We start from the raw sequence: 26,464 nt of genomic DNA, 5'->3' as shown, positions 1-26,464 counted from the left end.
CACGGACAACAGGTCAGTCGCTGGGACCGGTGCACGCGGCGTAGCGCTGGCCTTCGACGCGCACGACTTCACTGTGGCCCTGCAGTTCGATGCTGGCGGTGTAGTGCTCGGCCGAATCGAAGTCCACGCGGCCGTGGCCGCTCATCGGCGGATGCCCGCCACAGTTCAGCGCCCAGGTCAGTGCGGTGCTGCTGCGATGCTGGTCGTTGCGCAGGCATGACGTGTCCGGAACGGGCAGGTTCGCGAACATCAGCCAGGGATCCGCGTCTTCGTCCACGCAATGCCAGCGAACCGTGGGCGGGCCCGGCTGACCATGATCGATGACGCGCACGACGGTCTTCCACAACCCGGGCATCGCCTGGAAATCACCGGGATCGGCGTGGCTCGCCGTGCTGCCAAGACCTGCCGCAACGAGCATGAGCAGGACCACGCCATGGCGAACGGTGGAATTGCGGTGCCATCGCCGGGCTGGTGGAAAGAGGTTGTTCATGACGGGAGCACTCTGCGGAAAGCGGCATCAGGACAGGTATCGCCCGGCGCGTGAGGCGCTGAACACGCATGTCCTGCCTGCGGATGCAGGCAGGACATGCGTGCGTGGTTCAGTCCTGCGTATCGTTCGCTGCCACACTGGCTGTCGGGAAGTGCCCGAAGTTGAACATGTCCATCAGATTGCCGATCGCGGGCGAGTTGACCGGCACGTAGGGATTGTTGGGTAACTCAACCGGGTTGGGCAGGTTGTCGCGGCTGCGCGCCGAGATCGTCTCGCGCAGGCCCCAGTTGGCCTCGACGAATTTGTCGAAGGAGACATGGTCGTAATAGGTGTGCACCACGCGACCGCCCTGCGAGTACCTGGAGATCACCAGCAGCGGGATGCGCGTGCCGTCGCCGAAGAAGTCGATCGGCTGCACATAACCCGAGTCGTAGTAGCCGCCACCCTCGTCGAAGGTCACCATGATCACGGTGTCAGCCCACACCTTCGGGTTGGCCTTGGCCATCTCGACGATCTTCTGCACGTAGCCTTCGAACAGCTCAAGCTTGGACGAGGACGGATGGCCGTCCAGCAGTCCATCCGGTTTGGCGATGGAAACCGCCGGCAGCGTGTTGTTCTGGATATCGTTGTAGAGATCGTTGATATCCTGGTTGTTGCCACGCAGTTGCGGGTTGGTCATCACCTGGGTGGAGTACAGGAACGGATCGCAGATGTTGCAGAACGTGCCGGCCTCGCCGTTCTCCTTGCCATTGCCCCAGCCCTCGCCGTAGTACTTCCAGCTGACATGATGGCGGCTCAGCAGCAGCGCGAGGTTGTCCTGCGTGGTGGGCGGGATGGTGAACTGGTCGGCGCCCAGCGGTGCGGGCGTGCCATCACCGAGATAGCCCGGGTTGTAGTTGTTGACCAGGTAGTAGGCGCCCGGCTTGCAGTCCGTACCGCGGAAGGTGCGGTACGGCAGTCCACGCAGATAACCCTTCACCGAGGCCACGCCCGGCTGGCTGTCGTCGGCGCAGTTGACATAGGAACCGCCGCCGTAGCCGTCCTGCACGTACCAGTTGTTGGTGCCCGGCTGTGCATCGGGATTCTCGATCTGGTTGGCTGGCGGCATGGTCGGATTGCCCTGCGCATCGGCGTAGTAGATCGGACTGCCGAAGCCGAGCATGATGTGATTGGCACCGGTACCGCCCATCACCGACTGGTGGAAGTTGTCGCTCAGCGCATAGGTCTGGGCCAGCTCTTCGAAATACGGTGCATCACCCTTGTTCATGTTGAGGAACTGCATCGAGGTGGAACCCTCACCGGTGCTCTGCTCGGTAAAGCCGGCCGGTTGCGCGCTGCCATTGTTGCCGGCACCGATGCTGGTCTCGACCCACGGGAACAGGTCATTGCGACAGCCGCTCGGATTCTTCCTGGTGGCTGCCTGGGCACTGCAATCGAGCTGTTGCCACATCTGGAAGAAGCGATGCACCGGACTGTTGGCGTAATCGTTGTAGCTGATCGAGGCGTGCATATCGACCGGCGCGTTCGGCAACTGCGTGGGGAAACGCGTGTCGATGACATCGTTCGGCAGCCCGGTGCCACCCTCGGCGAGTTCGACATAGTCATTCGCCGGCAACGCCGGCTCGATCGCCTGTGCCTGCGCCGCCGAGGCGAGGTACGGCTGGGTCGGCGCACCGCCGGTGTTCATCGACGGCAGCAGTGAGTACGACGAGGTATGCGTAGGCGCATTCGAATACGCGCCGGTGTTCGAGGCCTGCCACTGGCGTGCCGCCGCGACATTCGGGCCCGCTGTGCCGTCGGCATTGACGATGCCTTCCGACAGCAGGTTGTGCACGCTCTGCCCCGCCGGTGGCGTGTAGGTGGCATAGACGTGGTCGAAAGTACGGTTCTCGCCGATCAGCAGGATGACGTGCTTGATCGGGGTGCGCGTATCGCCACTGCGATCGGGTCCGTTGCCGGGGTTATGCAACACGACGATGCCACCGGGCAGGTTGGAGCGGTTGGTCGTGGCTGTGGTCGGTACGTTCTGGCGGAACCCGGCATCCTTGTCGGGTGAAGTGGTGTTCTGCGCACTGACAACGCCGGCAAGGCCGGTGGCAAGCGCGCCGAGGAAGAGCGGCGTGAGCCGCTTGCGGCCAAACAACGTGAGCATGACTGGATCTCCTGCAGGAACCCTGTGAAGGCTGCGGTGAGTGATCCCCCTGATTCAGGCCCACGCGATGCTTCGACGTGCGGGCCGCCGGCAGTCTGGTCCGCGCAGATGACGTCGCGTTGGCACTTTCACGACAATGCACGCGCCCACCATGACAGTGCGGCGACAATGCACGTCGCTGTGCGCTGGTTCACGTCAGGTGCGCGGGATCAGCCCTTCGCCGGCAACAGCTGGTACGGCCGCATCATCTCGTTGTCTTCGTGCTCGAGCAGATGGCAGTGCCACACATAGCGGCCGGGCTCGCCCTCGAAGCGCATCGCGATGCGCGTGACCATGCCCGGATCGGCGCGCACGGTGTCTTTCCAGCCTGCCTCGTGCGGTGGCGGCGTCTGTGCAGGGCCGGTGTATTTGAGCGTGCGGTGCGCATTCCAGGCGAACAAGTCGAACTGGCGTCGTTCGATCACCTGGAAACGCACCAGATGCAGATGGATCGGATGCGCATCACCGGTGAGGTTGACGAAGCTCCAGGTCTCGATGCTGTGCTGGTGCGGATTTTCCGTGATGGGGTCGGACCAGTGCTTGCCGCCGAGCAGCATGCTCATGGCGTTGCCGCCGGCATCGTCCGCTTCCTCCAGCGTCAACACGCGATCGCGCACGGCACTGGCCGGATCGATACGCGTGACCGGACGCAGGCTTGCCGGCAGCACGGACGCATCGCGCCGGCTACGATCGCGTACACGAAATTCCAGGATTCCCTCGCCCTGGTGGCGCAACTGCATGGACTGCCCGGCAAGCGCGGAGAAATCGACCACCACATCGGCGCGCTCAGCCGGATACAACTCGATCCGCGCACGCTCGACCGGCGCGGACAACAGGCCCTGGTCACTGCCGATCTGCTGGAACGGTTGGTCGTGCGACAGTGAGAGATCGAAGAAACTCGAATTCGCCACATTGATCAGGCGCAGCCGATAGCGCCGCGGCTCGACCTCGAAATGCGGAAACAGCTTGCCGTTGCACAGGGTGAGGTTGCCCTTGCACTGCATCACCCACGGCGCCGACGGATCGTCCGAGACCGGGTAGTAGAGCTGGCCATCCTGCGCGATCAGCCGATCGCACAGGATCAGCGGCAGGTCGCAGTCGCCCGATGGCAGGCCCAGTGCCTGCTCCTCGGGGTCGCGCACGTTGAAGGCACCGAACAAGCCGGCATAGATGTTGAGCCGGGTGATACCCATGGCGTGATCGTGGTACCACAGCGTGGCCGCATCCTGTGCGTTCGGATAGTGATACAGCGCCGAATGGCCGGGAGCGAACCAGTCCTCCGGATAACCGTCGCTGCCCGCCGGTGAACGCGCACCATGTACATGCGCCACCGTGCGCACTTGCGGCTTCGAGCGCTCGGCGCCGTGGATGGTGTGATCGATCGGCAGGAAGTGCTGCGTCGGCAGTGCATTGATCCACTCGACCAGCAACGGCTCGCCGCGCATGGCCTCGATGGTCGGGCCGGGCGACAGGCCTTCGTAACCCCACAACGGCGTCGGCGGCAGGTCGCGGTGCAGGCGCGCATTGTAGGCGCGCATCTGCATGCGGTAGTACGGCAGCATCTGGCCGGGATAGGCGGGATGTGCGCGCCGTCCGGCAGCACGCGCGATCGGTGGCACCGGCAAGGGGTCGACGAAACGCGCCAGCGACGCCGGATTCACCAGCGGCACCTTCGGCGCCGCCAGCGTGGCTGCCGACATGCGTGCAGGCATCGCCATCGGCATCGTGCCCGCCGAGGCCAGCCGCAGCGCATCGGTGACGGCATACGCGCCGAACAGGCTGCCGGCGCCGCACAGGAAGCGACGACGCGAGAGCGTCATGAGCGGCTGCCTTGGCCAGAGCCTTTGGCACGATAGCGGATGGGGCGTCGTCGGCAGAGACGAGATGCGCAGGTCATGGGGTCCACCCTAGGCAGCCCGGATGACAGTCATGTGGCAACCCCGATTACTTGTCGTCGTCCAGCTCCCAATGATGGCCCGAATACTCGTCATTCCAGCGAAAGCTGGAATCCAGCGTCTTAGTGTCTTGCGACGGCACTGGATCCCGGCTTTCGCTGGGATGACGAGAAAACTTATTCAGACCATCCGGAACGACTGCGGTCTCTCTACATCACTGATCGGATGCATGGCGCAACAGTCATCCTCTTCACGCTTCCGCCGGACGCGCCGCACCAATACTGCGCAGCGCCGGGCTCGTCATGCAGCAGAGCGCGATCGCGGTCAGCGTCAGTCCCGCGCCGACGAACAGCGCCGGCAGCGAGATCACCTTCAACAGGCTGCCGGCGATCGCCGCGGACAGCGGGCCCAGACCCATGAAGGTGAACATCAGCACGCTCATCGTGCGGCCCATCATCTCCGGTGCCACACGGCGCTGGATCCAGCTGAAGATGGCGATCTGCGCGATGCCGCCCAGCATGCCGGTGGCGGTCAGCAGCGCGGCACCGCCGAAGGTCGAGTGAGCCAGCGCCAGCGTGGCCAATGCCAGTCCGGCGAGGCTGTCGATGCCGAGCACCATCAGGCCCAGCCGCCCGCGCACCAGTTTGCTGGCTGTGCCGGAAAGAAAACTGCCCAGCAGCATTCCCACGCCGTTGGCAGTCATCAGGATGCCCAGCGAGGCTGCCCCCAGATCCAGCCGGGTATCGGCCAGCACCGGCAGGCCGACCTGGATCGGGCCGCCGACGAACACCGACACCACCGCGGCGTAGAGGATGAAAGCGCGCAACGGCAGGTCGGCCCAGATATTGCGGATGCCGCTGACGACGTTGGCCAGCACGCTGCCCTCCGGCGCCTTCGGGTGGTGGTCGCTGTGGATGCGCACCAGCATCAGCGAGCCGAGCGAGAACAGGAAGCTCACCGCATCCACGCCGAAGGCCAGCCCGAGTCCGCTGGCGTCGGCGACGGCCTGTGGCTGCACCGCATGCGCACCGGTGCCGATCACCAGGCCGGCCAGCACCGGGCCGATGATCATGCTCAGCTGGCGCATGCCCATGAACAGCGCATTGGCCGGTTGCAGCTGCGTCGGTTCCACCAGCTGCGGCAGGATCGCCGAACCTGCCGGATAGGTAAACGCAGTGGACAGGCCGACGCCCAACGCGATCACGTAGATCATCCACATCTGGATCGCACCGGCCAGCACCAGCACGGCGAGCAGGCTGACCAGCAGCGCATTGATCGCGCGTGCACCGAGCAGCACTCGCCGCGGCGACATGCGATCCACCACCGCACCACCGATCAGCATGAAGGCAGCGCGCGGCAGCGCCATCGTGGCCAGCACCAGGCCCAGCGCCGCAGGATCATTGGTCAGCTTCAGCACCAGCCACGGCAACGCCACCAGGGTGAACTGGTCGCCGATCGCCGAGATCGTGCTGCCTCCGAACAGCAGGGCGAAGTTGTGATTGGCGAACAGCGAACCGCGCGGAGTGGGCTGCATCTGAAGTCCCTGGGCGCCGTCACGTGCGGCGCAGTGTGGTGGAGCGTGCTGAAAGGCGGAATCGCATGGTAGCCGTTCGCGTCAGTCCACGGCCATCGCGGATGCTGGCATGGTCCAGTGCACGCAGGTCGATGTTGTGCAGCAGATGCTCTTTGCGGCTGATCAGCACCGGCCGCACGGCGAGATGCAACTCGTCGATCAGTCCGGCGCGGCGGCCAGCCTGAGCTCATAGAAGCGAGTGCCGGGTAAGTGCGCGCTGTTGTAAGCAGGGATCTCGGAAAAACCTAGCGAACGATACAGTCCTTGCGCCGCCACCATGCTGGGGAGCGTATCCAATCGGAGCGCTGTGTAGCCAGCGCGGCGCGCAGCCTGGATGGCTTCATCAATGAGATGTCGGCCAAGCCCCCAACTGCGAAACGCTGGCCTTACATACAAGCGCTTCATCTCGCCGGTTTGCTCGTCAATGCGGCGCAGGGCAACGCAGCCTGCCATCTCGTCGTTGATCTTGGCGATGAGCAGGGCGCCATGAGGCGGAACGTAAGGTGATGGCAACGCCGCAAGCTCCGCCGTGAATCCCTGGTACTCAAGATCCACGCCGATCGCGGCGGCGTATTCAAGAAACAGTTCGCGCGCCGCTGCGGCTTGCTCTTGGTTTTCTACCGATACGAGGGTAATGGGATCTGACATGGGAGTCTGATGCTGGAGTTAGGCGGCGGCGAAGCCGCCCGCCTTGAACGAGTTGCTAGGCAGGATGCGCAAAATGGCAACGTCAAATTGGCCGCCGATGTCACTCGAATAGTACGTTCGCTTCCGCGCCACACTGAGTCTCCCATTTTTTAACTACAGCATTGGTTACGTGTGCGTCGACGTCCGAGCCAGGTGTCACTAAGCCGGGTAACACAGCCATAAACGAGAAGTGACTGCCGCTCGATTGTTGGAGAGTGAAACGGGTAGGCTGTTTCCAGCGGGCACCCTCCGCGGCGCGATACTCGATGAACGGACGAGTTGCCCCGTTGCTTTTAGCCTCGCCCAACACCGCCTGGCTGACACCAGGCATCACCTTCAAGACCCTCAACATACACGCTGTAGTTTGCGTCAAATGAGAGGAGGCGTTGCGTGCATGGGCTGACGCGGGTAGCGACAGAGCCAAAACCAGGTAGAAGATGAACTTCAAATTTGCGACTCCCGCAAATGTGCGCCAAACGCTTAGTAGTAGACCCCAAATCAGGGCATATGCACGGATGTTCGGTCGCTCTGCGATGAACCGTCAAGCAGGAAATTCCCGCACACGACAAGGAGTCACAAGTCAGGTGCTGAGGATGGGCGGAAGATTGCCAGGTTGCATATCGCTCGAATCGAGTCGCTACGTTTATCTGCTCGAAAACCAGTGATACGTATTTGCCCATGTGGGCCAGAAGTCACGGGCGCGGCGGCAGGTCGACTTGCTATGGTTGGACTTTCACCCGAAGGGAAGAAGGGGATGACCATGCGTCTGCGTCCGGCCGCGTTGCTGGCCTCACTCACCTTGTTCGCTGCTGCGGCGCTCTCGCCGCCGCTGGCCGCGACAGACCTGAACATTCCACCGATCCAGTACCATCAGCGCACGCTGCCGAACGGTCTGCAGGTGCTCACCGTAGAGGATCACGCCAGCCCGAATGTGGCGGTGCAGATGTGGTACCACGTCGGCTCCAAGGACGATCCGCAGGGGCGCTCCGGTTTCGCGCATCTGTTCGAGCACCTGATGTTCAAGAGCACCAAGCACATGCACGCCGAGCAGATGGACCGGCTCACCGAGGACGTCGGTGGCGCCAACAACGCATCCACCGGCGATGACGTCACCAACTATTTCGAGATCGTGCCGAGCAACTACCTGCAGACCTTGTTGTGGGCCGAGGCCGAGCGGCTGTCCAACCTCAACGTGGACGAGCCGAACTTCAAGTCCGAGCGCGCCGTGGTGGAGGAGGAATACCGCCAGAGCGTGCTGGCCAATCCGTACGGCAAGCTGTTCAACGCGATCGATCCGTACTCGTACACGGTGCATCCGTACAAGCGTCCGACCATCGGCAGCATCGAGGAGCTGGAAGCGGCCTCGCTGCAGAACGTGATCGACTTCCACAACACCTTTTACCGGCCAGACAATGCCACCTTGATCGTTGCCGGCGATTTCGATCCGAAGCAGCTCGATGCCTGGGTCGACCAGTATTTCGGCGGGATCGCGAAGCCAGCCACGCCGATTCCGCAGGTCACGGTGCAGGAGCCGGCGCGCAAGAAAAACCAGCACGACACCGTCACCAGCGAGACCGCGCCGCTGCCTGCGGTGGCGATCACCTGGCTGATCCCGCCCGCATCCGACAGTGCGGACATCATTCCGCTGCAGATCGCCGCCGCGCTGCTGTCGCAGGGTGATTCGTCGCGGCTGTACCAGTCGCTGGTGTATCGCCACCAGGTGGCCCAGCAGGTGGGCGCCGATGCGGATGGCCGGGTCGGGCCTGGCCTGTTCACCGCCTACGCGATTCTCGCCAGCGGGCATCAACCGGCCGAGGCGGCGAAACTGCTGAACGAGGAAATCATCTGGCTGGCCACCCAGCCGATTCCCGCGGCGGAACTGGACAAGGTGAAGACCCAGCTGCTGACCGCCGAACTCAGGCAGCGGCAGACCGCGCAGGGCATTGCGTTCGCACTGGGTCAGGCGAGTCTGATCGACGGCGGTGCCGAACACGTCAACACCGATCTGGCCGCGTTGCAGAAAGTCACCGAGGCGGACGTGCACCGCGTACTGCAGAAATACGTCACCGGTGCACACAGCGTCACCATCGATTACCTGCCGCAGGCTGCCAAGGGCACGGCGGTAGCCGGCAAGGGAGCAGCGAAATGAATCGTCCGATGAAGCTGTTCCGTCTGGCCGCCCTGACGGCGGCCGTGTTCGCCGCCAGCCAGGTGCTGGCGACCTCGCCGATCGCGCCGGCTTTTCCGACCGAGCCGCCGGCGCCCGGTCCGGCGCCTGTGCTGACCATACCCACGCCGTCCGTGCAGACGCTGGCGAACGGCTTGCAGGTCGTCAGTGTGCGCCGCGCCGGCCTGCCGCTGGTCACCGCGCAACTGGTGTTGCGCAGTGGCGGCGAGATGGATCCGCCGCAGCTGGCCGGCCTGGCCGACCTCACCGCGAACCTGCTGACCAAGGGCGCCGCCGGCAAGAGTGCGCCGCAGATCGCCGCCGCCGCCGAGACGCTGGGCGGCTCGCTGGGCGCGGCGGCTGGCTGGGACGAAAGCGCAGTAGGCATCACCGTGACCACGCCGAAACTGCCACAGGCCTTGAGCCTGCTGGCCGCGGTCGTGCGCCAGCCGGATTTCGGCGCGGCCGAACTCAAGCGTGCGCAGGCACAGGCGGTCGACGATCTGCGCCTGATGTTGAGCCGGCCCACGTCGCTTGCCTCGTTGGCTGCCGGACGCGGCGTGTTCGGCGATGGTGCCTACGGGCATTCGCGCAGCGGCACGCCGGCCTCGATCGCGCGGATCAGCCGTGCCGACGTGCAGCAGTTGCACGACCGGTTGTACCGGCCGGACAACGCGATCCTGGTGCTCACCGGCGACATCACGCCGGCGCAGGCGCAACAGCTGGCGCAGACCAGCTTCGGCAGTTGGTCGAAACCGGCCATGCCATTGCCGGTCCGGCCCGCGGGCATGCGTGCCAGCAACTTGCCGGCGATCCTGCTGATCGATCAGCACGGGGCCGGACAGGCCGGTGTGGTCGCCGCGCATGCCGCGCCACCGCGCAACGATGCCGACTATTACGTCGGCACGGTGGCCAATGCGGTGCTGGGTGGCTCGTATTCGGCACGCCTCAACGAGGAGATCCGCATCAAGCGCGGGCTTTCCTATGGCGCCACCAGCCGGCTGCAGTCGCTGGGCGATGCCGGCATGTGGCTGGCCGCGGCGCAGACCAAGAATCCGTCGGCGCCGCAGGTGGTCGAATTGATGCTGGGCGAATTCAACCGCCTTGCTACGACGAAGGTGGATGCGCAGGAACTGGCCGCACGCAAGGCGACCCTGATCGGCAGCTACGGTCGCAGCCTGGAGACCAGCGCAGGACTGGCCCAACAGGTCGGCGAACTGGCGGTTTATGGTGTGAAGCTGGACGAGATCGGCAAGTACATCGCGCAGGTACAGGCCGTCACGCCGAAGCAGATCGAGGCGTATGCACACAAGCATCTGGATGCCGCCGGCAGCAAGGTGGTGGTGGTCGGCGACGCCGCACAGTTCGGCGACGCGATTCGCAAGGCGCATCCACAGGCGGTGTTGCTGCAATCGAACGCGCTCGACCTCGACAGTCCCACTCTGCAGCCGGCTGCAACATCGGCGGTCACCACCGCGCGATAAACCAGCGACATCGCCTGTCTGGAAAGCCCCGGCACCTGCCGGGGTTTTTTGTGCCGGTGCCATGCAACGCCACTTCGCTCCAAGGCATGTCGTGGGGCACGTGGCGAAACACAGCGTTCACCCTGGGTGCCCATGTGTTTCACCTGAGCACAACACAGGCTTAGTAAACTGTTTGGTACACAAATACATCGCACCCCTATCCCCATAGGCTCCCCATGCATTTGCCTGCCAAGCTTCTCCGTGTTGTCCTCGCTTTTTCTCTTGTTCCGTTTGCCTTGCCTGCTGCGGCTACTCGCCTGGAAATCCAGGGCGGCCGAAGTTACATGGACAGTTATGCAGTGGACACCGCTTTTGTCGAAGGCGTGTTCGACGAACATCGCATTGGCAACAGCCGTTTCAGCTGGTCGCCGGATGTTTCGCTGGGCTGGATCGATGGCCGTGGCATCTCCCGCTACGACGGCAACCGCTACAGCACGCGCGACCAGATCTGGCTGCTGGCAGGCGGAGCACGCATCCACTATGGCGATCCGGGCGACTGGTACCGATCGCTGTTCTTCAGTTTCCAGCCGGCCCTGCACACCGGGCGCACGCAGGCACTGAGTTCTCCGTACGAATTCGTCAGCACGCTGGGCTGGCAGGGACGGCGTTTCAGCGTGCAGATCCGCCACATTTCCAACGGCAACCTGCACAGCCCCAACCGTGGTGAAACCATGGCGTTGCTGGGTGTGGGCTTCGATCTGTAGCCGCTGGCTATACGGATGTGACTTTCAGACACGAAACCGGCGGGTCATGGCCCGCCGGTTTCGTGATGCTGTAACGAGATCGCCCGCGTTGCTCAATGCCCACCGGACGCTGCCGCTGCCTTCGCGGTGAACGGCGGCCGCGCCAGCCACACCACGAAGATCAGCAGCACGAACACCCAGCCCAGCATGTAGAACACCTCGTTGAACGAGATCTGGAAACCCTGCTGGGTGATCATCTGGTTCACCAGGCTGGCCGATGTCTGCGAATCGCCGAGCTGGCTCATCGTCGCCTGCGTGGCCGGGTCGTAGACCGTGATGTGTTCGGTCAGCTGAGCGTGATGCACGATCGCGCGGTGTTCCCACATGAAGGTGGTCAGCGATGCCGAGAAGCTGGCGCCGAGCGTGCGCAGGAAGGTGGCCAGGCCACCACCGGCGGCGATCTCGTTCGGCTTCAGGTCGGACAGCAGAATCGTCGTCACCGGCATGAAGAACAACGCCACGCCAAGACCCTGCAGCAACTGCACCAGGGCAACGTGGGCGTAGTCGATGTCAAGGAAGAAGTCCGAGCGCATGAAGCAGGTAGCGCCCATCACGATGAACGAGAACGACGCCACCATCCGCAGGTCGAAACGCGCCGCGTATTTGCCCACGAACACGGTCAACAGCACGGGCAGGACGCCGAGCGGGGCCGCGGCGAAGCCGGCCCAGGTCGAGGTATAACCGAGATTGCGCTGCAGCCACTGCGGCAGCAGCAGGCCGATCGCGAAGAACGCCGCATATGCCAGCACCAGCGCCATCGTGCCGTAACGGAAGTTGCGATGACGCAGCAGCTTGAGGTCGACGATCGGATCCTTGTCGGTGAGTTCCCAGATCAGGAACACCGCGATGCTGATTGCCGAGACGATGCTGGTGATGACGATGAAGGTGGAGTTGAACCAGTCCTCGTCATTGCCCTTGTCCAGCACGATCTGCAGCGCACCCACACCGATGATCAGGGTGATCAGGCCGACATAGTCGATCTTCGGCCGCTGCGTGACATCGTTGCGGCCCTTCATCTGGTTGCCGACCACCATGCTGGCGAAGATGCCGATCGGCACGTTGATGAAGAAGATCCACGGCCATGAATAGTTGTCGGTGATCCAGCCGCCGAGGATCGGCCCGGCGATCGGCGCCACCACCGTGACCATCGCCAGCAGGGCGAGTGCCATGCCGCGTTTCGCGGGTGGATAGATCGAGATCAGCAGCGCCTGGGTGACCGGATACATCGGGCCGGCCACTGCACCCTGGATCGCGCGGAACACGATCAGCATGCCCATGCTCTGCGCGATGCCGCACAGGAACGAGGCGATCGAGAACAGCAGGGTCGACCAGATGAACATCTTCACCTCGCCGAAGCGGCGGGTGAGGAAGCCGGTGAGCGGCAGCGAGATCGCCATGCTCACCGCGAACGAGGTGATCACCCAGGTGCTCTGGTTCACGCTCACGCCGAGGTTGCCGGCGATCGTCGGCAGCGACACGTTGGCGATCGTGGTGTCCAGCACCTGCATGAAGGTCGCCAGCGACAGACCGATCGTGGTGAGCGCCATGTTGGGTGGACGGAAGGATGTGCTCATGAGGGCGGGTCTGTTGAGAGGGATTGCTCGGGGCGATTATTTGCTGGCTGGAGATCCGCTCCCTTCCCTGCATGCAGGGGAGGGTTGGGGAGGGGTGCTTTTGATCTTGCGCAAGCTCGGACAACCCCCTCCCAGCCTCCCCCTGCAAACAGGGGGAGGAGCTTATTTGCCGTCTTTGCCGCCGGCCATGTTGGCGTGGATGATCTGCGCGATCATTCCATCGGCCTGCGCCAGCTGCTTCTCGTAGACATCGGTGCTGAAGGCCGGCTGGGTCGGCGCCTGTTGCGCCAGCATCGGGCCGTTCTGGTCGTGCAGGCCCACTTCCACATCGGTGGACAGGCCGATGCGCAGCGGATGCTGGTCCAGCTGTTTCGGATCGTCGAACACGATGCGCACCGGTATGCGTTGCACGATCTTGATCCAGTTGCCGGTCGCGTTCTGCGCGGGCAGCAGGGCGAACGCACTGCCGGTGCCGACGCCGAGGCTCTCGATCTTGCCCTTGTAGGTCACCGCGCTGCCGTAGACGTCGGTACGGACATCCACCGGCTGACCGATGCGCATGTGGGTGAGCTGGGTTTCCTTGAAGTTCGCGTCGACCCACACCTGGTGCAGCGGTACCACCGCCATCAGCGCCAGGCCCGGTGCGATGCGTTGACCCAGCTGCACCGAGCGCTTCGCCACATAGCCGTCGACCGGCGCCACGATGGTGGTGCGCAGGTTGTCCAGATACGCCGAACGCAGATTCGCTGCGGCCGCCTGGACGTCCGGATGCGAGGCGACCACGGTGTCGTCGACCAGCACCTTGCTGGTCTGGTACTGCTGCTGGGAGGTGATCAGGCCGCTTTCGGCGGCGGTCAGCGCGTCCTGGGCATGCGCCAGTTCCTCGGCGGAGATCGCACCGGACTTGGCCAGGTCACGCCGGCGGTTGTAGTCGGCACGAGCCTTGTCCACCGCCACCTGGCGCGCAGCCACATCGGCCTGCGCGCCACTGACGCTGCTGTACAGGCCACGCACCTTGCGCACCGTGTTGGCGAGGTTCGCCCTGGCCATCGCCAGCGCCACTTCGGTATTGCTGGCGTCGAGCTTCACGAGTACGTCGCCGGCATGCACCAGATCGCCGTCATCGGCGCCGATGGTCACCACGGTGCCGGGCAGTTGCGGGGTTACCTGCACCACGTTGCCGGATACGTACGCATCGTCGGTGCTTTCGTACCAGCGTCCGTCGAGGAAATACCACAGGCCCCAGGCGATCAGGGCAAGCAGCACGACCACGCCGAGCAGGCGTAGCAGGAAGCCGCGGCGATTCTTTTCCGGCGGCTGGGCGACCGGGGCGGTCGCGGTAGGAGTCTGGCTGGACATGAGGGATGCCTCAGGAATGCGAAGATGAAGGGGAAGAAGGAGTCACGTCATCGGCCTGCGGCTGATAGCCGCCGCCGAGCGCTTGAATGAGCTGGATCGACAGGTCGAGGTGCTGCGCCTGCAGCGCGGCCATGCCCTGTTCGGCGAGCAGCAACTGCTGCCGCACGCTGAGTGCTTCCAGATAGCTGCCGACACCGGCCTTGTAGCGCTGTTCGGCCAGCTGCCAGGCTTGGCGTGCCGCATCCAGCGCGCGCTGCTGCGCGGCGATCTGCTCAGCCATCGACTGCTGTGCCGCATAGTCGTCGGCCACCTGGTTGAGCGCACCGACCAGAGTCTGGTTGTACTGCGCCACGGCGAGGTCGTACTGCGCGTCCTTGCCGGCGAGGTTCGCACGCAGGCGGCCGCCATCGAAGATCGGCAGGCTCAGCGTCGGACCGAATTCATAGAACCGCGACGAGGCCTCGAACAGGTTGCCGCCGCCGATGTTGAGCAGGCCGGCCATCGCACCGAGATTCACATTCGGCAGGAACTCGGTCTTGGCGACCTTGATGTCCTTGGACGAGGCTTCCACGCGCCACCGCGCGGCGACCAGATCGGCGCGGTGGCCGAGCAGCTCCACCGGCAGATTCGCCGGCACTGTCAGGGCGGCGGTGGCGAGCGCCTGCGGCCGCGCGATGTCCAGGCCGCGATCCGGGCCCTTGCCGAGCAGCACCGACAGCGCCGAACGGGCTGCATCGATCGCACGGTTCGCCTCGGCTTGCTGGCGCTCGGCGCTGGCCACCTCGGCATCGTTCTGCTTCAGCTGCAGCTTGCTGTCGATGCCGGCAGCGACGCGCTGGCGGGTCAGTACGCGCGACTGGCTGGCGCGCTCAAACTCCGCCTTCGCCACATCCTGCTGGGCATAGGCGTAGCCGAGCTGCACATAGGCGCGCGCCACGTTGCCGGACAATTCGATGCGTGCGGCGTGTGCCTCGATCTCGGCCGCGCGGGCCTGACCGAGTGCAGCTTCCCAAGCGGCGCGCTTGCCGCCCCACAGGTCCAGGCCCCAGTTGAAGCTGACATAGCCGTACTTGGCGGCCGCGAAATGCGAGGTCGGGCTGAGCAGACCGTCGGGCAGACGCGCCCCGGCAACGCTGGCGCCGCCGTTCACGGTTGGAGCGCGCGCGGCATCCGCTTCACCGGCAGCGGCCTGCGCCTGACGTGCGCGGGCATCCGCCGCGGCCAGGCCCGGATTGTCCTTCAGCGCTTCGTCGATCAATGAGGCGAGCTGGGCGTCACCGAGACCGCTCCACCAGTCCTGCGTCGGCCATGCCGCCGGAGAGATGGTGACGCCGGCGAGGCTGCGTTCGGCCTTCAGCGAGGACGGATCGAGCGACGTGCCGTCCGGATGCAGGCCACCACTGTTGGCGCAGCCGGCCAGAATGAGGGTGATTGCGGTCGCAGCCGCAAGAAGATGCAGACGCATGAGTTGAGGTCCAGGAATATTGCAGCTTTCGGGAAGTCAGTTCTTGTTGCGAAGCGCGTGCAGCACGCGCTCCAGGTAGTCGTACAACTGCGCTTGTTCGGTGTCGTCCAGTGAGCGCTGGGCGGCATTCATCACGCGCTGGCTGCAAACGGAGGCGGTGTTCTGCCAAACCGTATTGCCTGCCTCGGTCAGTTCGATGCGCAGGGCGCGGCGATCCTGTTCGTGCGGCGAGCGGCGCAGAAAGCCCTTGCGCTCCAGCTGATCCAGCTGGCGTGTCATCGCGCCACCATCGAGCTCCACCGCGCGGGCCAGTTCGGTAGCCGACACGGCACCCAGTTGCTGTGACTTCTTCAGGATCAGGTACTGGGTAAAACTGAGATCCAGGCCCTTGCTGGCGAGCTCGGCTTCGATCGCACGCACCATTTCGGCACGCACCATGGTCAGCAACATGCCCAGGCTCGGCGCCTGGGATTCGTTGGTGCCGGTTGGATTGGGGGAGGGGGTGTTCGGCTTCATCCCGGCATTCTATTGCCGAAAGTATATTTGTCAAGGCAAATATATGCCTGTTTATGTTTGTTGCAGCAAAAAGACTGGCCGGGTCTGCTGGAAATCAGCTCCACGGCCTTCCAGTTCGTCGGCCAGCCAGGTGCGCATGGCCGGATCGCGCAATTCGAACAGCTCGAATACGCCCAGCGCCCGCAGTGCCGGCAGTTGTGCCAGCAATCGTGGCTCCATCGCTCGGCGCACCGGCTCGGGAGTGGCGGGGTCGAGCATCTGATGGGCACAGGCGACAAAGGTTTCCAGCGGGGACGCCGCCGGTTTGGACTTCATGGTGAGCAGCTTGGTCGTAGACATCGGATCATCCTGGGTTCGAGACGTGGCCATGCGCAGGCGTGTGCAGCAAGGACGCATGAACGGCGCGCGGCGTGACGGCGAGGGCATCACAGCTGGACGAGGAAACCGCGAGCGGCGGCAGCGGCGGGGAGGTTCCGGTCAGGTGGTGGCCGGATGTGGAACAGCTTAGGCAGGCTCGCTGTAATCTGATAACGTTATTTGGTCAAGTTATATCGAGAACCGGCCATGTCAGCTTCCAAGGAGCACGTCCACGAACTGATCGAGCAGGTCGGCGGCCCCGCGCTGATCGCCTACCGGATCGATCGTGAAGCCACCAGCGAATACGGCGAGGACACCCAGACCTACGACTGGCATCGCCATCTGCGTGGGCAATTCTTCTGCGTCGAGAGCGGCCTGGTCCACGTGCACACCGAACATGGTTCGTGGATGCTGCCGCCGCACCGTGCCGGTTGGATGCCACCGGGTGAGTTGCATACGGTCAGCATCAGCGGAGTGATGAGCGGCTGGGGCGTGTTCATCACGCCGGATATCGACCACGGCCTGCCTGCGCGTCCCTGCGTGATCGGCATCACCGAGCTGCTGCGGGCGCTGGTGCACCGCGCCAGTTCGTGGACATGGAACGAGCGGCTGGATGCGGAGCAGGAGCGGGTGATGGCGGTGCTGCTGGACGAAATGCGGCGCGCGCCGCACGAACCATTGCACCTGCCGATGCCGCTCGACCGCCGGCTGCTGCGCATCGCCCAGGCCGTGCTCGAGCAGCCGCACGACAACCGCAGCCTGGAGGACTGGGCCACCTGTGCCGGGCTGTCCGCACGCAGCCTCAGCCGGCTGTTCCGTGCCGAGACCGCGCTGAGCTTTGCGCAATGGCGCCAGCAGGCGCGGCTTAGCCGCGGCCTCGAGCAGCTGGCGGAAGGCACGCCGGTGGCCGTCGTCGCCGACGCGCTGGGCTATGTCAGCGTCAGCGCCTTCGTGGCGATGTTCCGACGCAACTTCGGCCAGCCGCCGGCGCGCTATTTCGCGGGCCGGCCAGCAACGGCCTGACCGTGGCTACGCCTGGATATAAATCGCCTTTATCGTCACGATCATTAAAACTCCATTGGCTTATCGGATAAGCCGGACATAGCATGCGTGCACACTCATTCCGCGAGGTCGCCATGTTCCGTCCCTTCGTCTCGATCCTGCTTGTCCTCAGCCTGCTGCCCGCGGCAGCGTTCGCCAGTGATGGGTTCTGGCAGACGCCCACCATCGCCGGTGCCGGCAAGATCCATGCGTTGCCGCAGGCGGCCTACCAGCCGGATCGCAACGCTACCTACAAGGTGGTGTTCAGCCTGAGCAAGGCCGGTGACAAGCCCGACGAAGTGAACCCGTCACTCGATCATGTAGCACGCGCAGTGAACCTGTATGTGAGTGCCGGCGTGCCGCTCGATCACCTGAAATTCGTGGCGATCGCCTCCGGCGGAGCCACGCCCATCGTGCTGAACGATGCGCAGTACAAAAAGGCGTACGGCGTGGCCAATCCGAACCTGCCGCTGATCGAGCAACTGCGCAAGGCCGGTGTCGATATCGCGGTATGCGGCCAGGCCGTTGCGGAACACAAGTTCCAGTACGACTGGGTGGATTCGCACGTCACGCTGGCGCTGTCCGCGCTGACCACGGTCACCGTGCTTGAGCAGCAGGGTTATGCCCTGATGCCGCTGTGATCTTCACGTTTTCGAGGGATTGAACGATGCGTCATTTCGTTTTGGGCATGCTGTTGGCGGCCAGCTTCGGCGCCAGCGCAACCGACCGGACCGACTTCCTGCCGCCATGGAATCCACCGCCAGCGGGGCTGCAGTTCAGTGTGCCGCCGGTGGATGCGATCGCCGACCTGCATGGCGACATCGTCGATCCGCAGCTGGTGCTGTTCTTTGCCGGCAACCAGTTCATGGTGGTGCACGACTTGCTGGAGGCGTTCAAGCAGGCGCATCCGCAATACCAGCGGATCTATGCCGAGACGCTGCCGCCGGGCATCCTCGCCAGGCAGATCGAGAGCGGCACGCTGGTGATGGGCAACCTGCGCATCGCGCTCAAACCGGACATCTATACGGCCGGCAAGGATGCGATCGCCGACAACCAGCAGAAGCACAACTGGTTCGCCGACAGCTACGACTACGCGCGCAATCCGCTGGCGATCCTGGTCGCGAAGGGCAATCCGAAACACATCACCGGGCTGGCCGATCTCGGCCGTGGCGATGTGCGCGTGAGCATGCCGAACCCGGCGTGGGAAGGCATCGCCAAGCAGATCGAGGCGAGCTATCGCAAGGCCGGCGGTGATGCGCTCGATCACACCATCATGGACAGCAAGGTGAAGGATGGCAGCACCTTCCTCACCCGCATCCATCATCGCCAATCACCGCTGCGCGTGCTGCAGGGCGAGTCGGATGCGGCGCCGGTATGGTCGACCGAGGCGTATTTCCAGCAGCAGATCATGCATTTCCCGGTCGAGACGGTGACGATCCCCACGGCGCAGAATGTCACTTCCACCTATACCGCCGCACGCATGAAGGACGCGCCGCACGAACAGGCCGCGAAGGATTTTCTGGCCTTCATGCAGACCCCTGCCGCGCAGGCGGTGTATCGCAAATACGGCTTCCTGCCGGCGCATTGAGGATGGGCGGGATGATGCACATTGGTTCACGAACGTTGTTGCCTGGCCTCGGTCTATTCGTCGCCACGGCGCTGCCGCTCGGCGCCGTGCATGCCGTCGATGCGGCGGCGATCACGACGCAGGGCAATGGCAAGGGCGCGGCGCCATGCATGGCTTGTCATGGCGCCGACGGTGGCGGTCAGGCCAGCGCCGGGAATCCACGACTGGCGGGGCTCGATTCGGCCTACCTGCAAAAGCAGCTGGACGATTTTTCCAGCGGCACGCGCGCAAGCCCGGTGATGCAGGCCACCGCCACGGCGCTCAGTGAGGATGAGCGCGCGGCGCTGGCGACTTACTACAGCAAGCTGCCGATTCCGCCCGCATTGATGAAGCAGACCACGCCGATGCCGGCGGTGGATAGCGCGGGTGCCGTACTCGCCATCAGTGGTCGCTGGGATCAACAAGTGCCGGCGTGCGTGCAATGCCACGGTCCCGCCGGTGTCGGCGTGGGCGCGCACTTTCCGCCGCTGGCCGGGCAACCGACCGCGTATATCGAGGCGCAGCTCAAGGCGTGGCAGCAGGGTACACGGCACAACGATCCGCTGCAGCTGATGCAGCATCTGTCGAGTGCGCTGAGCGCGCAGGACATCAGCGCCGTGGCCGGCTGGTTTGCCGCGCAACCGCTCGATGCGAAAGGGGCCACGCCATGAGAACCCTGCACGCCTTGCTGGCGGCGACCATCGCGATCTGCGCGTTGAATGCCTGCTCGCAGAAAGCATCAACTCCGGTTGCCGCCAGTGCGGCGCCAGCAGCATCAGTCGCCGTCACAAGTAGCGCGGCCGTCAAGCCGGCATTACCAGCATTTGTGCCGCCATCGGAAACAGAAATCCCCAGCGGCCCGCTCGGCGACGTGATTCGCCAGGGCCGCGATATCTTCACCGACACGCCAGCGCATGCCAGCGCGTATGTCGGCAACACGCTGAGCTGCAGCAACTGCCATCTCGATGCCGGCCGGCTGGCGAACTCGGCACCGTTGTGGGGCGCCTACGGCATGTATCCGCAGTACCGCAAGAAGACTGGCCAGGTGAATACGTTCGGCGAACGGCTGCAGGGCTGCTTCCGTTTCAGCATGAACGGCAAGGCGCCACCGCTGGACAGCGCGGAGATGGTGGCGCTGGAAACCTATTCATGGTGGATGGCGAAGAGCGCGCCAGTCGGTGTGAAGTTGAAGGGCGCCGGTTATCCCAAGCAGGATTTCAAGCCGCCGCAACCAGCGGATTACGCGCGCGGCGAGAAGGTCTACGCGGCGAACTGTGCGTTGTGCCACGGCGCCGACGGGCAGGGCCAGCAGGTGGCTGGCCGCAACGTGTTTCCGCCGTTGTGGGGCACGCAGTCGTTCAACTGGGGTGCCGGCATGCATGAGCTGGACAACGCCGCCGCCTTCATCAAGGCGAACATGCCATTGAGCCGCGGCGGCAGCCTGAGCGACCAGGACGCGTGGGACGTGGCGATGTTCATGGATGCGCATGAGCGCCCGCAGGATCCGCGCTATACCGGCAATCTGGCCGACACGCGCGCGAAGTATCACGACACGCCGCAGTCGCTGTACGGCACCGAAGTGAACGGCCATCTGCTCGGTTCGCCGCCCGCGCAGAAGTAAGCGGAACGTCACGCGACGCCGTGTCGCAGTCCGTCTGCAACGTCTGTATGGGATGATTTGCCGGTCGCGTGGCGCTTGCCGCGATGGATTACGTCGGGGAAGGTATTGATCGGTACGCGTAGACATCGAAGGTTGGTCGCATGGCTGGGATTGTTCGCCATGTGGCTCACCATCGTCGCGCCGGTGGTCTCGCAGACCGTCGCCGCCGCGTCGTGGTCGCCTGATCTCGGGAGCTGGTGCGGAGATCGCGCTGGCCTGATCGATCATTCGTCGCCACAGCAGCCAAGCCCGCATGCGCCGACGTTGGAAAAGTGCGGCTACTGCGGTCTGCTTGGGCATAGCCCGACTCTGGCCGCGACTTTCTGGCTGCCCTTGCTGCCAACGCCGGTGGCCAGCATGCCGACGCTCCTGCCGGAGCGCATGGCGTCCATCACACGGGTCTGGCTGGCTGCCGCGCCACGCGGCCCTCCGGCGTTTCCGCACGCCTGATCGCTGACCCGGATACGCGCGGTTTCATCAGCGCGTCCGCGTTGCCGAACGTGCATGCCTCCGCACTTGCGGATGGGCCCGTGGACGTACGGGCTGGATCGCGTTCGGCTACGCCTTCGAACCTTCTCAAGTATTTCGGGATGCCTCATCCCTACAGGATCTTCCATGTCTCATTCCCGTCTTCCAGCGCGCGCTGCCCTCGGTACGCTGCTGCTCGGCCTTGCTTTCGTCTGGTCATCGTCCGCGCAGGCCTGCGCCTGCGGCTGCGGTGTGTTCGATGTCGGCACCAGCGCACTGTTGCCGAACGGCGCGAACACCACCGTGTTCCTGCAGGCGAGCTATCTCGACCAGGACACCAACTGGGCGGGCAGTTCCTCGGCGCCCAAGGCGGACAACGACGACAAGCACATCCGCAGCGAGTTCTATGTTGCTGGCCTGCAAGAGATGTTCAACCGCGACTGGGGCGTCATGGTCGAGCTGCCGTACACGCAAAGGCATTTCTCGACATTAGATGACGACACCGGGACGTTGAGCGATTTCAATCATGGCTCGATCGGCGATGTCCGCATCAGCGGCATGTACACGGGTTTCTCGGCGGACATGTCGACCGGACTGACCTTTGGCCTGAAGCTGGCCACGGGCGATTGGCGGTACCCCGGCTTCGATCGCGACACGGAAATCGGCACCGGCACCACCGACCTGCTGCTCGGCGGCTATCACCAGACCTATTTCGGCCAGAGCAACTGGGGCAGCTTCATCCAGGCCCAGCTCGACCAGCCGTTGAACACTCGCGCGGGCTATCGTCCCGGCACCGAGCTGGACAGTGCCTTTGGTGTCTATTCCGGAGGCTGGAATCTGGGCAACGGCGTGCGGCTCACCCCGATCCTGCAGGCGCTGGTGTCGTTGCGCGCGCGCGATGCGGGTGCAAACGCCGACCCGGCCAGCAGCGGCTACCAGCGACTGCTGTTTGCACCGGCGCTTGAGCTGCGCATTCGACGCATCCGGTTGTATGCGGATGTGGAGAAGCCGGTCTACCAGCACGTCAACGGCAACCAGCTGGTGCCGCACTGGCAGGGCAAGTTGACGGCGAGCCTGGGCTTTTAATCCAACTCTGCCGAGGGCAGCCTGCGAGCCTCGCGATCATGCTGCGTCCGGCGCGGACGCGGCATGGGTTCCGGGACTACCATGCGTGTCGATGACAGGTGCGAGGGGCGTGACAAACGCGGTAGTCGTAGTGTCCCGGATGCCTGTTTTTCAACTCACATCGGCGTGACATGTTCATCGCGAAGGATTTCCCAGGATGCAGCTGCGGCAACTCACCGAGACCCTCAGTGTCAGCGGACAGATCGACGAGGCCGATGTCGAGCTGCTCGCCGCACAGGGTTTCCGCAGCCTGATCAATAACCGCCCGGATGGCGAGGCAGCAGGGCAGCCGGATAGTGCGGTCATCGCCGCGCTGGCTGCACGCCATGACGTGACTTATCAGTATCTGCCGGTGATCTCCGGACAACTGCAGGACGCCCAGGTGGAGGCGTTTACGCAGGCGTTGACTACGCTGCCGGCACCGACGTTGGCGTTCTGCCGCACCGGCACGCGCTCGACCATGTTGTGGGCACTCGGCGCCGCACGCAGCCAGCCGGTGGAAGATGTCCTGCGGGCGGCGGCCGCGGCCGGATATGACCTCGACGCGCTGCGACCGCGCCTGCAACAGGCCGCAACGCGTTGAGCATGCTGCTGCCTGACCTGCTCGCCATCGTCTGCGGTTCGCTGGTCGGTTTCTCGCTGGCGCTGATCGGCGGTGGCGGTTCGATCCTGGCCACGCCGCTGCTGCTGTATGTGGTGGGTGTGCGCGATCCGCATCTGGCGATCGGCACCAGCGCGGTGGCGGTCGCGATCAATGCGTTCGCGAATCTGATCCCGCATGCGCGTGCCGGCCATGTGCGCTGGAAGGCGGCCTTCACGTTTGCCGCGACCGGAGTCATCGGTGCGTTCGTCGGTTCGACCCTTGGCAAACTGGTCGATGGCCAGCGTCTGCTGGTGCTGTTTGCCGTGCTGATGCTGGTGGTGGCTGCGCTGATGTTGCGCGGGCGCCGCGGTGGCGGTGTCGATCGTTATCCATTGCCGCACTTGTTTCCGCGACTCGGTGCAGTCGGGTTTGGTGCGGGCAGTCTGTCCGGCTTCTTCGGCATCGGCGGCGGCTTCCTGGTCGTGCCGGGACTGATGTTCGCCAGCGGCATGGCGATCATCGAAGCAATCGGCACCTCGCTGTTTTCGGTGGGCGCGTTCGCCACCACCACCGCACTCAACTACGCTGCCTCGGGCCTGATCGACTGGCGCGCGGCAGCCGGTTTCATCGCTGGCGGTATTCTTGGCGGCTGGCTTGGTGCGCTGGGCGCACACCGGCTGGCGAAAACCCGCGGCACGCTGCACGTGGTTTTCGCGCTGGCGATCGTTGCCGTTGCCGTGTTCATGCTGGCCAGGAATCTGCGCGGGTGACCGACGCATGACGGGAGTGTCGGGGTGATCTATGTATTGCTGAGCGTCATCTGCAGCGTATTGGTGTCAGTACTGCTGAAGCTGGCGCGCCGCTTCGATGTCGATGTGGGCCAGGCGATTGCCTGGAACTACGTCGTGGCCGGTGCACTCACCGCGTTGCTCTTGCAGTCGTCGCTGGCGAGCTTGCGCGAGCCGGGTGCGCCATGGCTCGCCTTGGCGGGGCTGGGCGTGCTGCTGCCGACGATCTTTCTCGCGCTGGGCGCGTCGGTTCGGCATGCCGGCATCGTGCGCAGCGATGCGGCGCAGCGGCTGTCGCTGTTGCTCTCGCTGCTGGCGGCGTTCCTGTTGTTCGGCGAACAGCTCAGCGGACTCAAGGTGGCTGGCATCACGCTCGGCCTGCTAGCGCTGTTGTGCATGGTCTGGCGCAACGGGCAGGGTGTGGCCGACAGCGGCGTCGCCGGCTGGCTGTATCCGCTGCTGGTCCTGGGCGGTTTCGGTGCGATCGACATCCTGTTCAAGCGCGTGGCGCTGGCCGGTGTGCCACTGGGTGCGTCGCTGCAGGCGATGTTCGCGCTCGCGCTGCTGGTAGCCTTCGCGCTGCAGCTGTGGCGCCGCCTGCGCGGCCGCACCCGCTTCACCGCACGCAGCGCATTGGGCGGTGTGGCACTGGGGTTGGCCAACTTCGGCAACATCCTGTTCTACCTGCGTGGCCATCGCGCGCTGCCGCAACATCCGGCGCTGGTGTTTGCCAGCATGAATATCGGCGTGGTGGCGCTCGGTGCGCTGGTTGGCGTGCTGGCTTTTCGCGAGCGTCTGAGTTGGCTCAACTTCAGTGGCGTGCTGCTGGCGCTGCTGGCGATCGGCTTGATTGCCTTCTTCTGAGAGCAGTGACTTCTGGGAGATGAAAGCCGGCTGCCTCGATGCCTATGCTGCAGGCTAACCCGGGGCGGGCTGCGCCTCTGCCTGCTGAGGATGTACCCGTCCATGCGCAAACTTCCCCTTGCCGCGGCCCTTGCCGCCCTGTTGCTCAGCACTGTTGCGATTGCCGCTACCGACAAGAAGGACGACAAGGACAAGCCCGATGCGACGAAGCCGGATGCGGCCCTGCTGCAGCCGCAATCGTCCGGCAGCGAGGGCTCCGTGTCGGTGGAAGGCCATCGCATCGATTACAAGGCGGTGGCCGGCACGCTGGTGCTGCACGGCAGTGGCGACAAGGAAAACGAGCCCCAGGTGAGCATGTTCTATGTCGCCTATTTCAAGAAAGGCGCCGAAGCGACCAAGCGGCCGGTCACTTTCATCTACAACGGCGGTCCCGGCTCGGCCACGGTGTGGCTGCACATGGGCGCGTTCGGTCCGAAGCGGGTGGTGACTGCCGACGACACGCATACACCGGCCGCACCGTATGGCTTGGTCAACAACGACTACAGCCTGCTCGATGCCTCCGACGTGGTGTTCATCGACGCACCTGGCGCCGGTTTCAGCCGGCTGATCGCGGATGACGCCGACAAGTCCAAGCGCGACGAGCAGATGAAGGATCGGCGCAAGGCGATCTACGGTGTCGATGGCGACGGCCATGCGTTCGCCCAGTTCATCACCCAGTTCCTGTCGAAGTACGGGCGCTGGAATTCGCCGAAATACCTGTTCGGCGAAAGCTATGGCACAACCCGTTCGGCGGTGCTGGCGAACATCCTGGAAAACGAGAACAGCGTCGATCTGAACGGCGTGATCCTGCTCTCGCAGATCCTCAACTTCGACACCAGCATCGATGGCCCCGAATTCAATCCCGGCATCGACCTGCCGTACGAGCTGGCGTTGCCCACGTTCGCCGCCACCGCGTTCTACCATCACAAGCTGCCGCAGCAGCCGGCAGCACTGGAGCCGTTCCTCGAAGAGGTGAAGCAGTACGCGCTGGGTGACTACACACAGGCGCTGATGGCCGGCTCGCGGCTCAGCGACGCGCAGAAGCAGGCCGTGGCGGAAAAGCTGCACCAGTACACCGGGCTGTCGGTGGCCTATCTGCTGAAGGCGAACCTACGGGTCAGCGGCGGCATGTTCGAGCACGAGCTGCAGACCGGCGAAGACACCACCACGGGTCGGCTGGACAGCCGCTTTGCCGGGCCTTCGATCGATCCGCTGAGCAAGGAGTCCGACTACGATCCGCAATCTTCGGCGATCAGCTCGGCCTATATCGCTGCGTTCAACGACTACGTGCGGCGTGACCTGAAGTTCGGTGACGGCCGGCAATACCGCGAGTTTGCCGACATCGACCACTGGGATTTCGCGCACAAGGCGCCGGGCGTGCAGGGCGAGGCGCTGCAGTCCTCGACCAATGTGATGCCGGACCTGGCCACCGCGATGAAGACCAACCCCAACCTCAAGGTGTACTTGAACGGCGGCTATTTCGATCTGGCCACACCATTCTTCGCGGCCGACTACGAGATGCATCACCTGCCGATCCCGACCAGCCTCGAGAGCAACATCAGCTACTCGTGGTATCCGTCCGGGCACATGGTGTACGCGCACGAGGCGTCATTGAAGCAGTTGCACGACAACGTGGCCCGCTTCATCGAGCAGACCGACAACGTGAGGCATTGAGGTTGTCTGGATAGCCCACTTTTTCGTCATTCCGGCGCAGGCCGGAATCGCTCTACAGCAGTAAAGCTGGTAATGG

24 protein-coding genes are annotated in these 26,464 nt (G+C 64.3%); 14 read left to right on the top strand and 10 right to left on the bottom strand.

The genetic code is table 11. From position 1 onward, the window contains the following. Nucleotides 1-13 precede the first annotated feature (13 nt). The 5 genes from B0E51_RS02005 to B0E51_RS01985 form a co-directional block, all read right to left on the bottom strand. Nucleotides 14-490, bottom strand: a complete 477-nt coding sequence (locus B0E51_RS02005; RefSeq protein ID WP_077443132.1) for a hypothetical protein — start codon at nt 488-490, stop codon at nt 14-16. A gap of 109 nt (nt 491-599) precedes the next feature. Beyond that, nucleotides 600-2,642 carry an alkaline phosphatase family protein gene (locus B0E51_RS02000; protein WP_077443131.1) on the bottom strand — a complete coding sequence of 681 codons (2,043 nt, stop codon included), beginning with the start codon at nt 2,640-2,642 and terminating at the stop codon, nt 600-602. 209 nt (nt 2,643-2,851) lie between these two features. Beyond that, on the bottom strand, nt 2,852-4,501 hold the full coding sequence (locus B0E51_RS01995; RefSeq protein ID WP_077443130.1) for a multicopper oxidase domain-containing protein: 1,650 nt from the start codon (nt 4,499-4,501) through the stop codon (nt 2,852-2,854). Between the two features lie 325 nt (nt 4,502-4,826). Continuing rightward, nucleotides 4,827-6,110, bottom strand: a complete 1,284-nt coding sequence (locus B0E51_RS01990) for an MFS transporter (protein ID WP_077443129.1) — start codon at nt 6,108-6,110, stop codon at nt 4,827-4,829. A gap of 198 nt (nt 6,111-6,308) precedes the next feature. Then, nucleotides 6,309-6,797 carry a GNAT family N-acetyltransferase gene (locus tag B0E51_RS01985; RefSeq protein WP_077443128.1) on the bottom strand — a complete coding sequence of 163 codons (489 nt, stop codon included), beginning with the start codon at nt 6,795-6,797 and terminating at the stop codon, nt 6,309-6,311. A 793-nt stretch (nt 6,798-7,590) separates the two neighbouring features. Between B0E51_RS01985 and B0E51_RS01975 the strand changes: the two genes are divergently transcribed. From B0E51_RS01975 to B0E51_RS01965, 3 genes are all read left to right on the top strand, one after another. Beyond that, nucleotides 7,591-8,985: a pitrilysin family protein gene (locus B0E51_RS01975; RefSeq protein WP_254424366.1), complete on the top strand. Its 1,395-nt coding sequence runs from the start codon at nt 7,591-7,593 to the stop codon at nt 8,983-8,985. Further along, nucleotides 8,982-10,487: a pitrilysin family protein gene (locus B0E51_RS01970; protein WP_077443126.1), complete on the top strand. Its 1,506-nt coding sequence runs from the start codon at nt 8,982-8,984 to the stop codon at nt 10,485-10,487. The genes B0E51_RS01975 and B0E51_RS01970 overlap by 4 nt, the downstream gene beginning before the upstream one ends. Nucleotides 10,488-10,810: 323 nt before the next feature. Then, the gene (locus tag B0E51_RS01965) at nt 10,811-11,230 is read left to right on the top strand and encodes an acyloxyacyl hydrolase (protein ID WP_254424365.1); all 420 of its coding nucleotides are present in this window, start codon (nt 10,811-10,813) and stop codon (nt 11,228-11,230) included. A gap of 92 nt (nt 11,231-11,322) precedes the next feature. Here B0E51_RS01965 and B0E51_RS01960 read toward each other — a convergent pair whose 3' ends face one another. The 5 genes from B0E51_RS01960 to B0E51_RS01940 all read right to left on the bottom strand — a co-directional run bounded on the left by B0E51_RS01960 (nt 11,323) and on the right by B0E51_RS01940 (nt 16,498). Next, entirely contained in the window at nt 11,323-12,843 is a 1,521-nt protein-coding gene (locus B0E51_RS01960; protein WP_077443124.1) for a DHA2 family efflux MFS transporter permease subunit, read from the bottom strand. Nucleotides 12,844-13,005: 162 nt separating this feature from the next. Continuing rightward, nucleotides 13,006-14,202: an HlyD family efflux transporter periplasmic adaptor subunit gene (locus B0E51_RS01955; protein WP_077443123.1), complete on the bottom strand. Its 1,197-nt coding sequence runs from the start codon at nt 14,200-14,202 to the stop codon at nt 13,006-13,008. Between the two features lie 10 nt (nt 14,203-14,212). Next, on the bottom strand, nt 14,213-15,667 hold the full coding sequence (locus B0E51_RS01950) for an efflux transporter outer membrane subunit (protein WP_077443122.1): 1,455 nt from the start codon (nt 15,665-15,667) through the stop codon (nt 14,213-14,215). 36 nt (nt 15,668-15,703) lie between these two features. Continuing rightward, the gene (locus B0E51_RS01945; RefSeq protein WP_143525756.1) at nt 15,704-16,183 is read right to left on the bottom strand and encodes a MarR family transcriptional regulator; all 480 of its coding nucleotides are present in this window, start codon (nt 16,181-16,183) and stop codon (nt 15,704-15,706) included. A gap of 51 nt (nt 16,184-16,234) precedes the next feature. Next, a complete protein-coding gene (locus tag B0E51_RS01940; protein ID WP_254424378.1) occupies nt 16,235-16,498 on the bottom strand; it encodes a hypothetical protein in 264 nt (87 codons plus the stop codon). 249 nt (nt 16,499-16,747) lie between these two features. On the opposite strand from B0E51_RS01940, the gene B0E51_RS01935 reads away from it, so the two are divergent. The 11 genes from B0E51_RS01935 to B0E51_RS01885 all read left to right on the top strand — a co-directional run bounded on the left by B0E51_RS01935 (nt 16,748) and on the right by B0E51_RS01885 (nt 26,388). Then, on the top strand, nt 16,748-17,563 hold the full coding sequence (locus B0E51_RS01935) for a helix-turn-helix transcriptional regulator (protein ID WP_077443120.1): 816 nt from the start codon (nt 16,748-16,750) through the stop codon (nt 17,561-17,563). Between the two features lie 83 nt (nt 17,564-17,646). Continuing rightward, the gene (locus tag B0E51_RS01930; RefSeq protein WP_254424364.1) at nt 17,647-18,222 is read left to right on the top strand and encodes a DsrE family protein; all 576 of its coding nucleotides are present in this window, start codon (nt 17,647-17,649) and stop codon (nt 18,220-18,222) included. A gap of 26 nt (nt 18,223-18,248) precedes the next feature. After that, on the top strand, nt 18,249-19,169 hold the full coding sequence (locus B0E51_RS01925; protein WP_077443119.1) for a substrate-binding domain-containing protein: 921 nt from the start codon (nt 18,249-18,251) through the stop codon (nt 19,167-19,169). A gap of 11 nt (nt 19,170-19,180) precedes the next feature. After that, nucleotides 19,181-19,858 (top strand): c-type cytochrome, encoded by a 678-nt coding sequence (locus B0E51_RS01920; protein ID WP_254424363.1) that lies wholly within the window; start codon nt 19,181-19,183, stop codon nt 19,856-19,858. After that, nucleotides 19,855-20,808: a c-type cytochrome gene (locus B0E51_RS01915; protein ID WP_077443118.1), complete on the top strand. Its 954-nt coding sequence runs from the start codon at nt 19,855-19,857 to the stop codon at nt 20,806-20,808. Before B0E51_RS01920 ends, B0E51_RS01915 begins: the two co-directional genes overlap by 4 nt. A 57-nt stretch (nt 20,809-20,865) precedes the next feature. Next, on the top strand, nt 20,866-21,297 hold the full coding sequence (locus B0E51_RS01910) for a DUF2946 domain-containing protein (RefSeq protein WP_343124651.1): 432 nt from the start codon (nt 20,866-20,868) through the stop codon (nt 21,295-21,297). A 165-nt stretch (nt 21,298-21,462) separates the two neighbouring features. Continuing rightward, complete coding sequence (locus B0E51_RS01905) at nt 21,463-22,401, top strand: hypothetical protein (protein ID WP_077443116.1); 939 nt, start codon at nt 21,463-21,465, stop codon at nt 22,399-22,401. A 196-nt stretch (nt 22,402-22,597) separates the two neighbouring features. Beyond that, complete coding sequence (locus B0E51_RS01900) at nt 22,598-23,023, top strand: TIGR01244 family sulfur transferase (RefSeq protein WP_077443115.1); 426 nt, start codon at nt 22,598-22,600, stop codon at nt 23,021-23,023. A gap of 2 nt (nt 23,024-23,025) precedes the next feature. Next, nucleotides 23,026-23,793, top strand: coding sequence for a sulfite exporter TauE/SafE family protein (locus B0E51_RS01895; RefSeq protein ID WP_077443114.1), 768 nt, complete (start codon nt 23,026-23,028; stop codon nt 23,791-23,793). Between the two features lie 24 nt (nt 23,794-23,817). Then, nucleotides 23,818-24,675, top strand: a complete 858-nt coding sequence (locus B0E51_RS01890; RefSeq protein ID WP_077443113.1) for a hypothetical protein — start codon at nt 23,818-23,820, stop codon at nt 24,673-24,675. Between the two features lie 102 nt (nt 24,676-24,777). After that, nucleotides 24,778-26,388, top strand: a complete 1,611-nt coding sequence (locus B0E51_RS01885) for a peptidase S10 (RefSeq protein WP_077443112.1) — start codon at nt 24,778-24,780, stop codon at nt 26,386-26,388. Nucleotides 26,389-26,464: the final 76 nt, after the last annotated feature.

The sequence above is a fragment of the Rhodanobacter sp. C05 genome (assembly GCF_002001165.1).
GTDB lineage: Bacteria > Pseudomonadota > Gammaproteobacteria > Xanthomonadales > Rhodanobacteraceae > Rhodanobacter.
The sequence above is the reverse complement of the archived record's forward strand: the minus strand, read 5'-3'. Positions and strand labels throughout refer to the sequence as shown.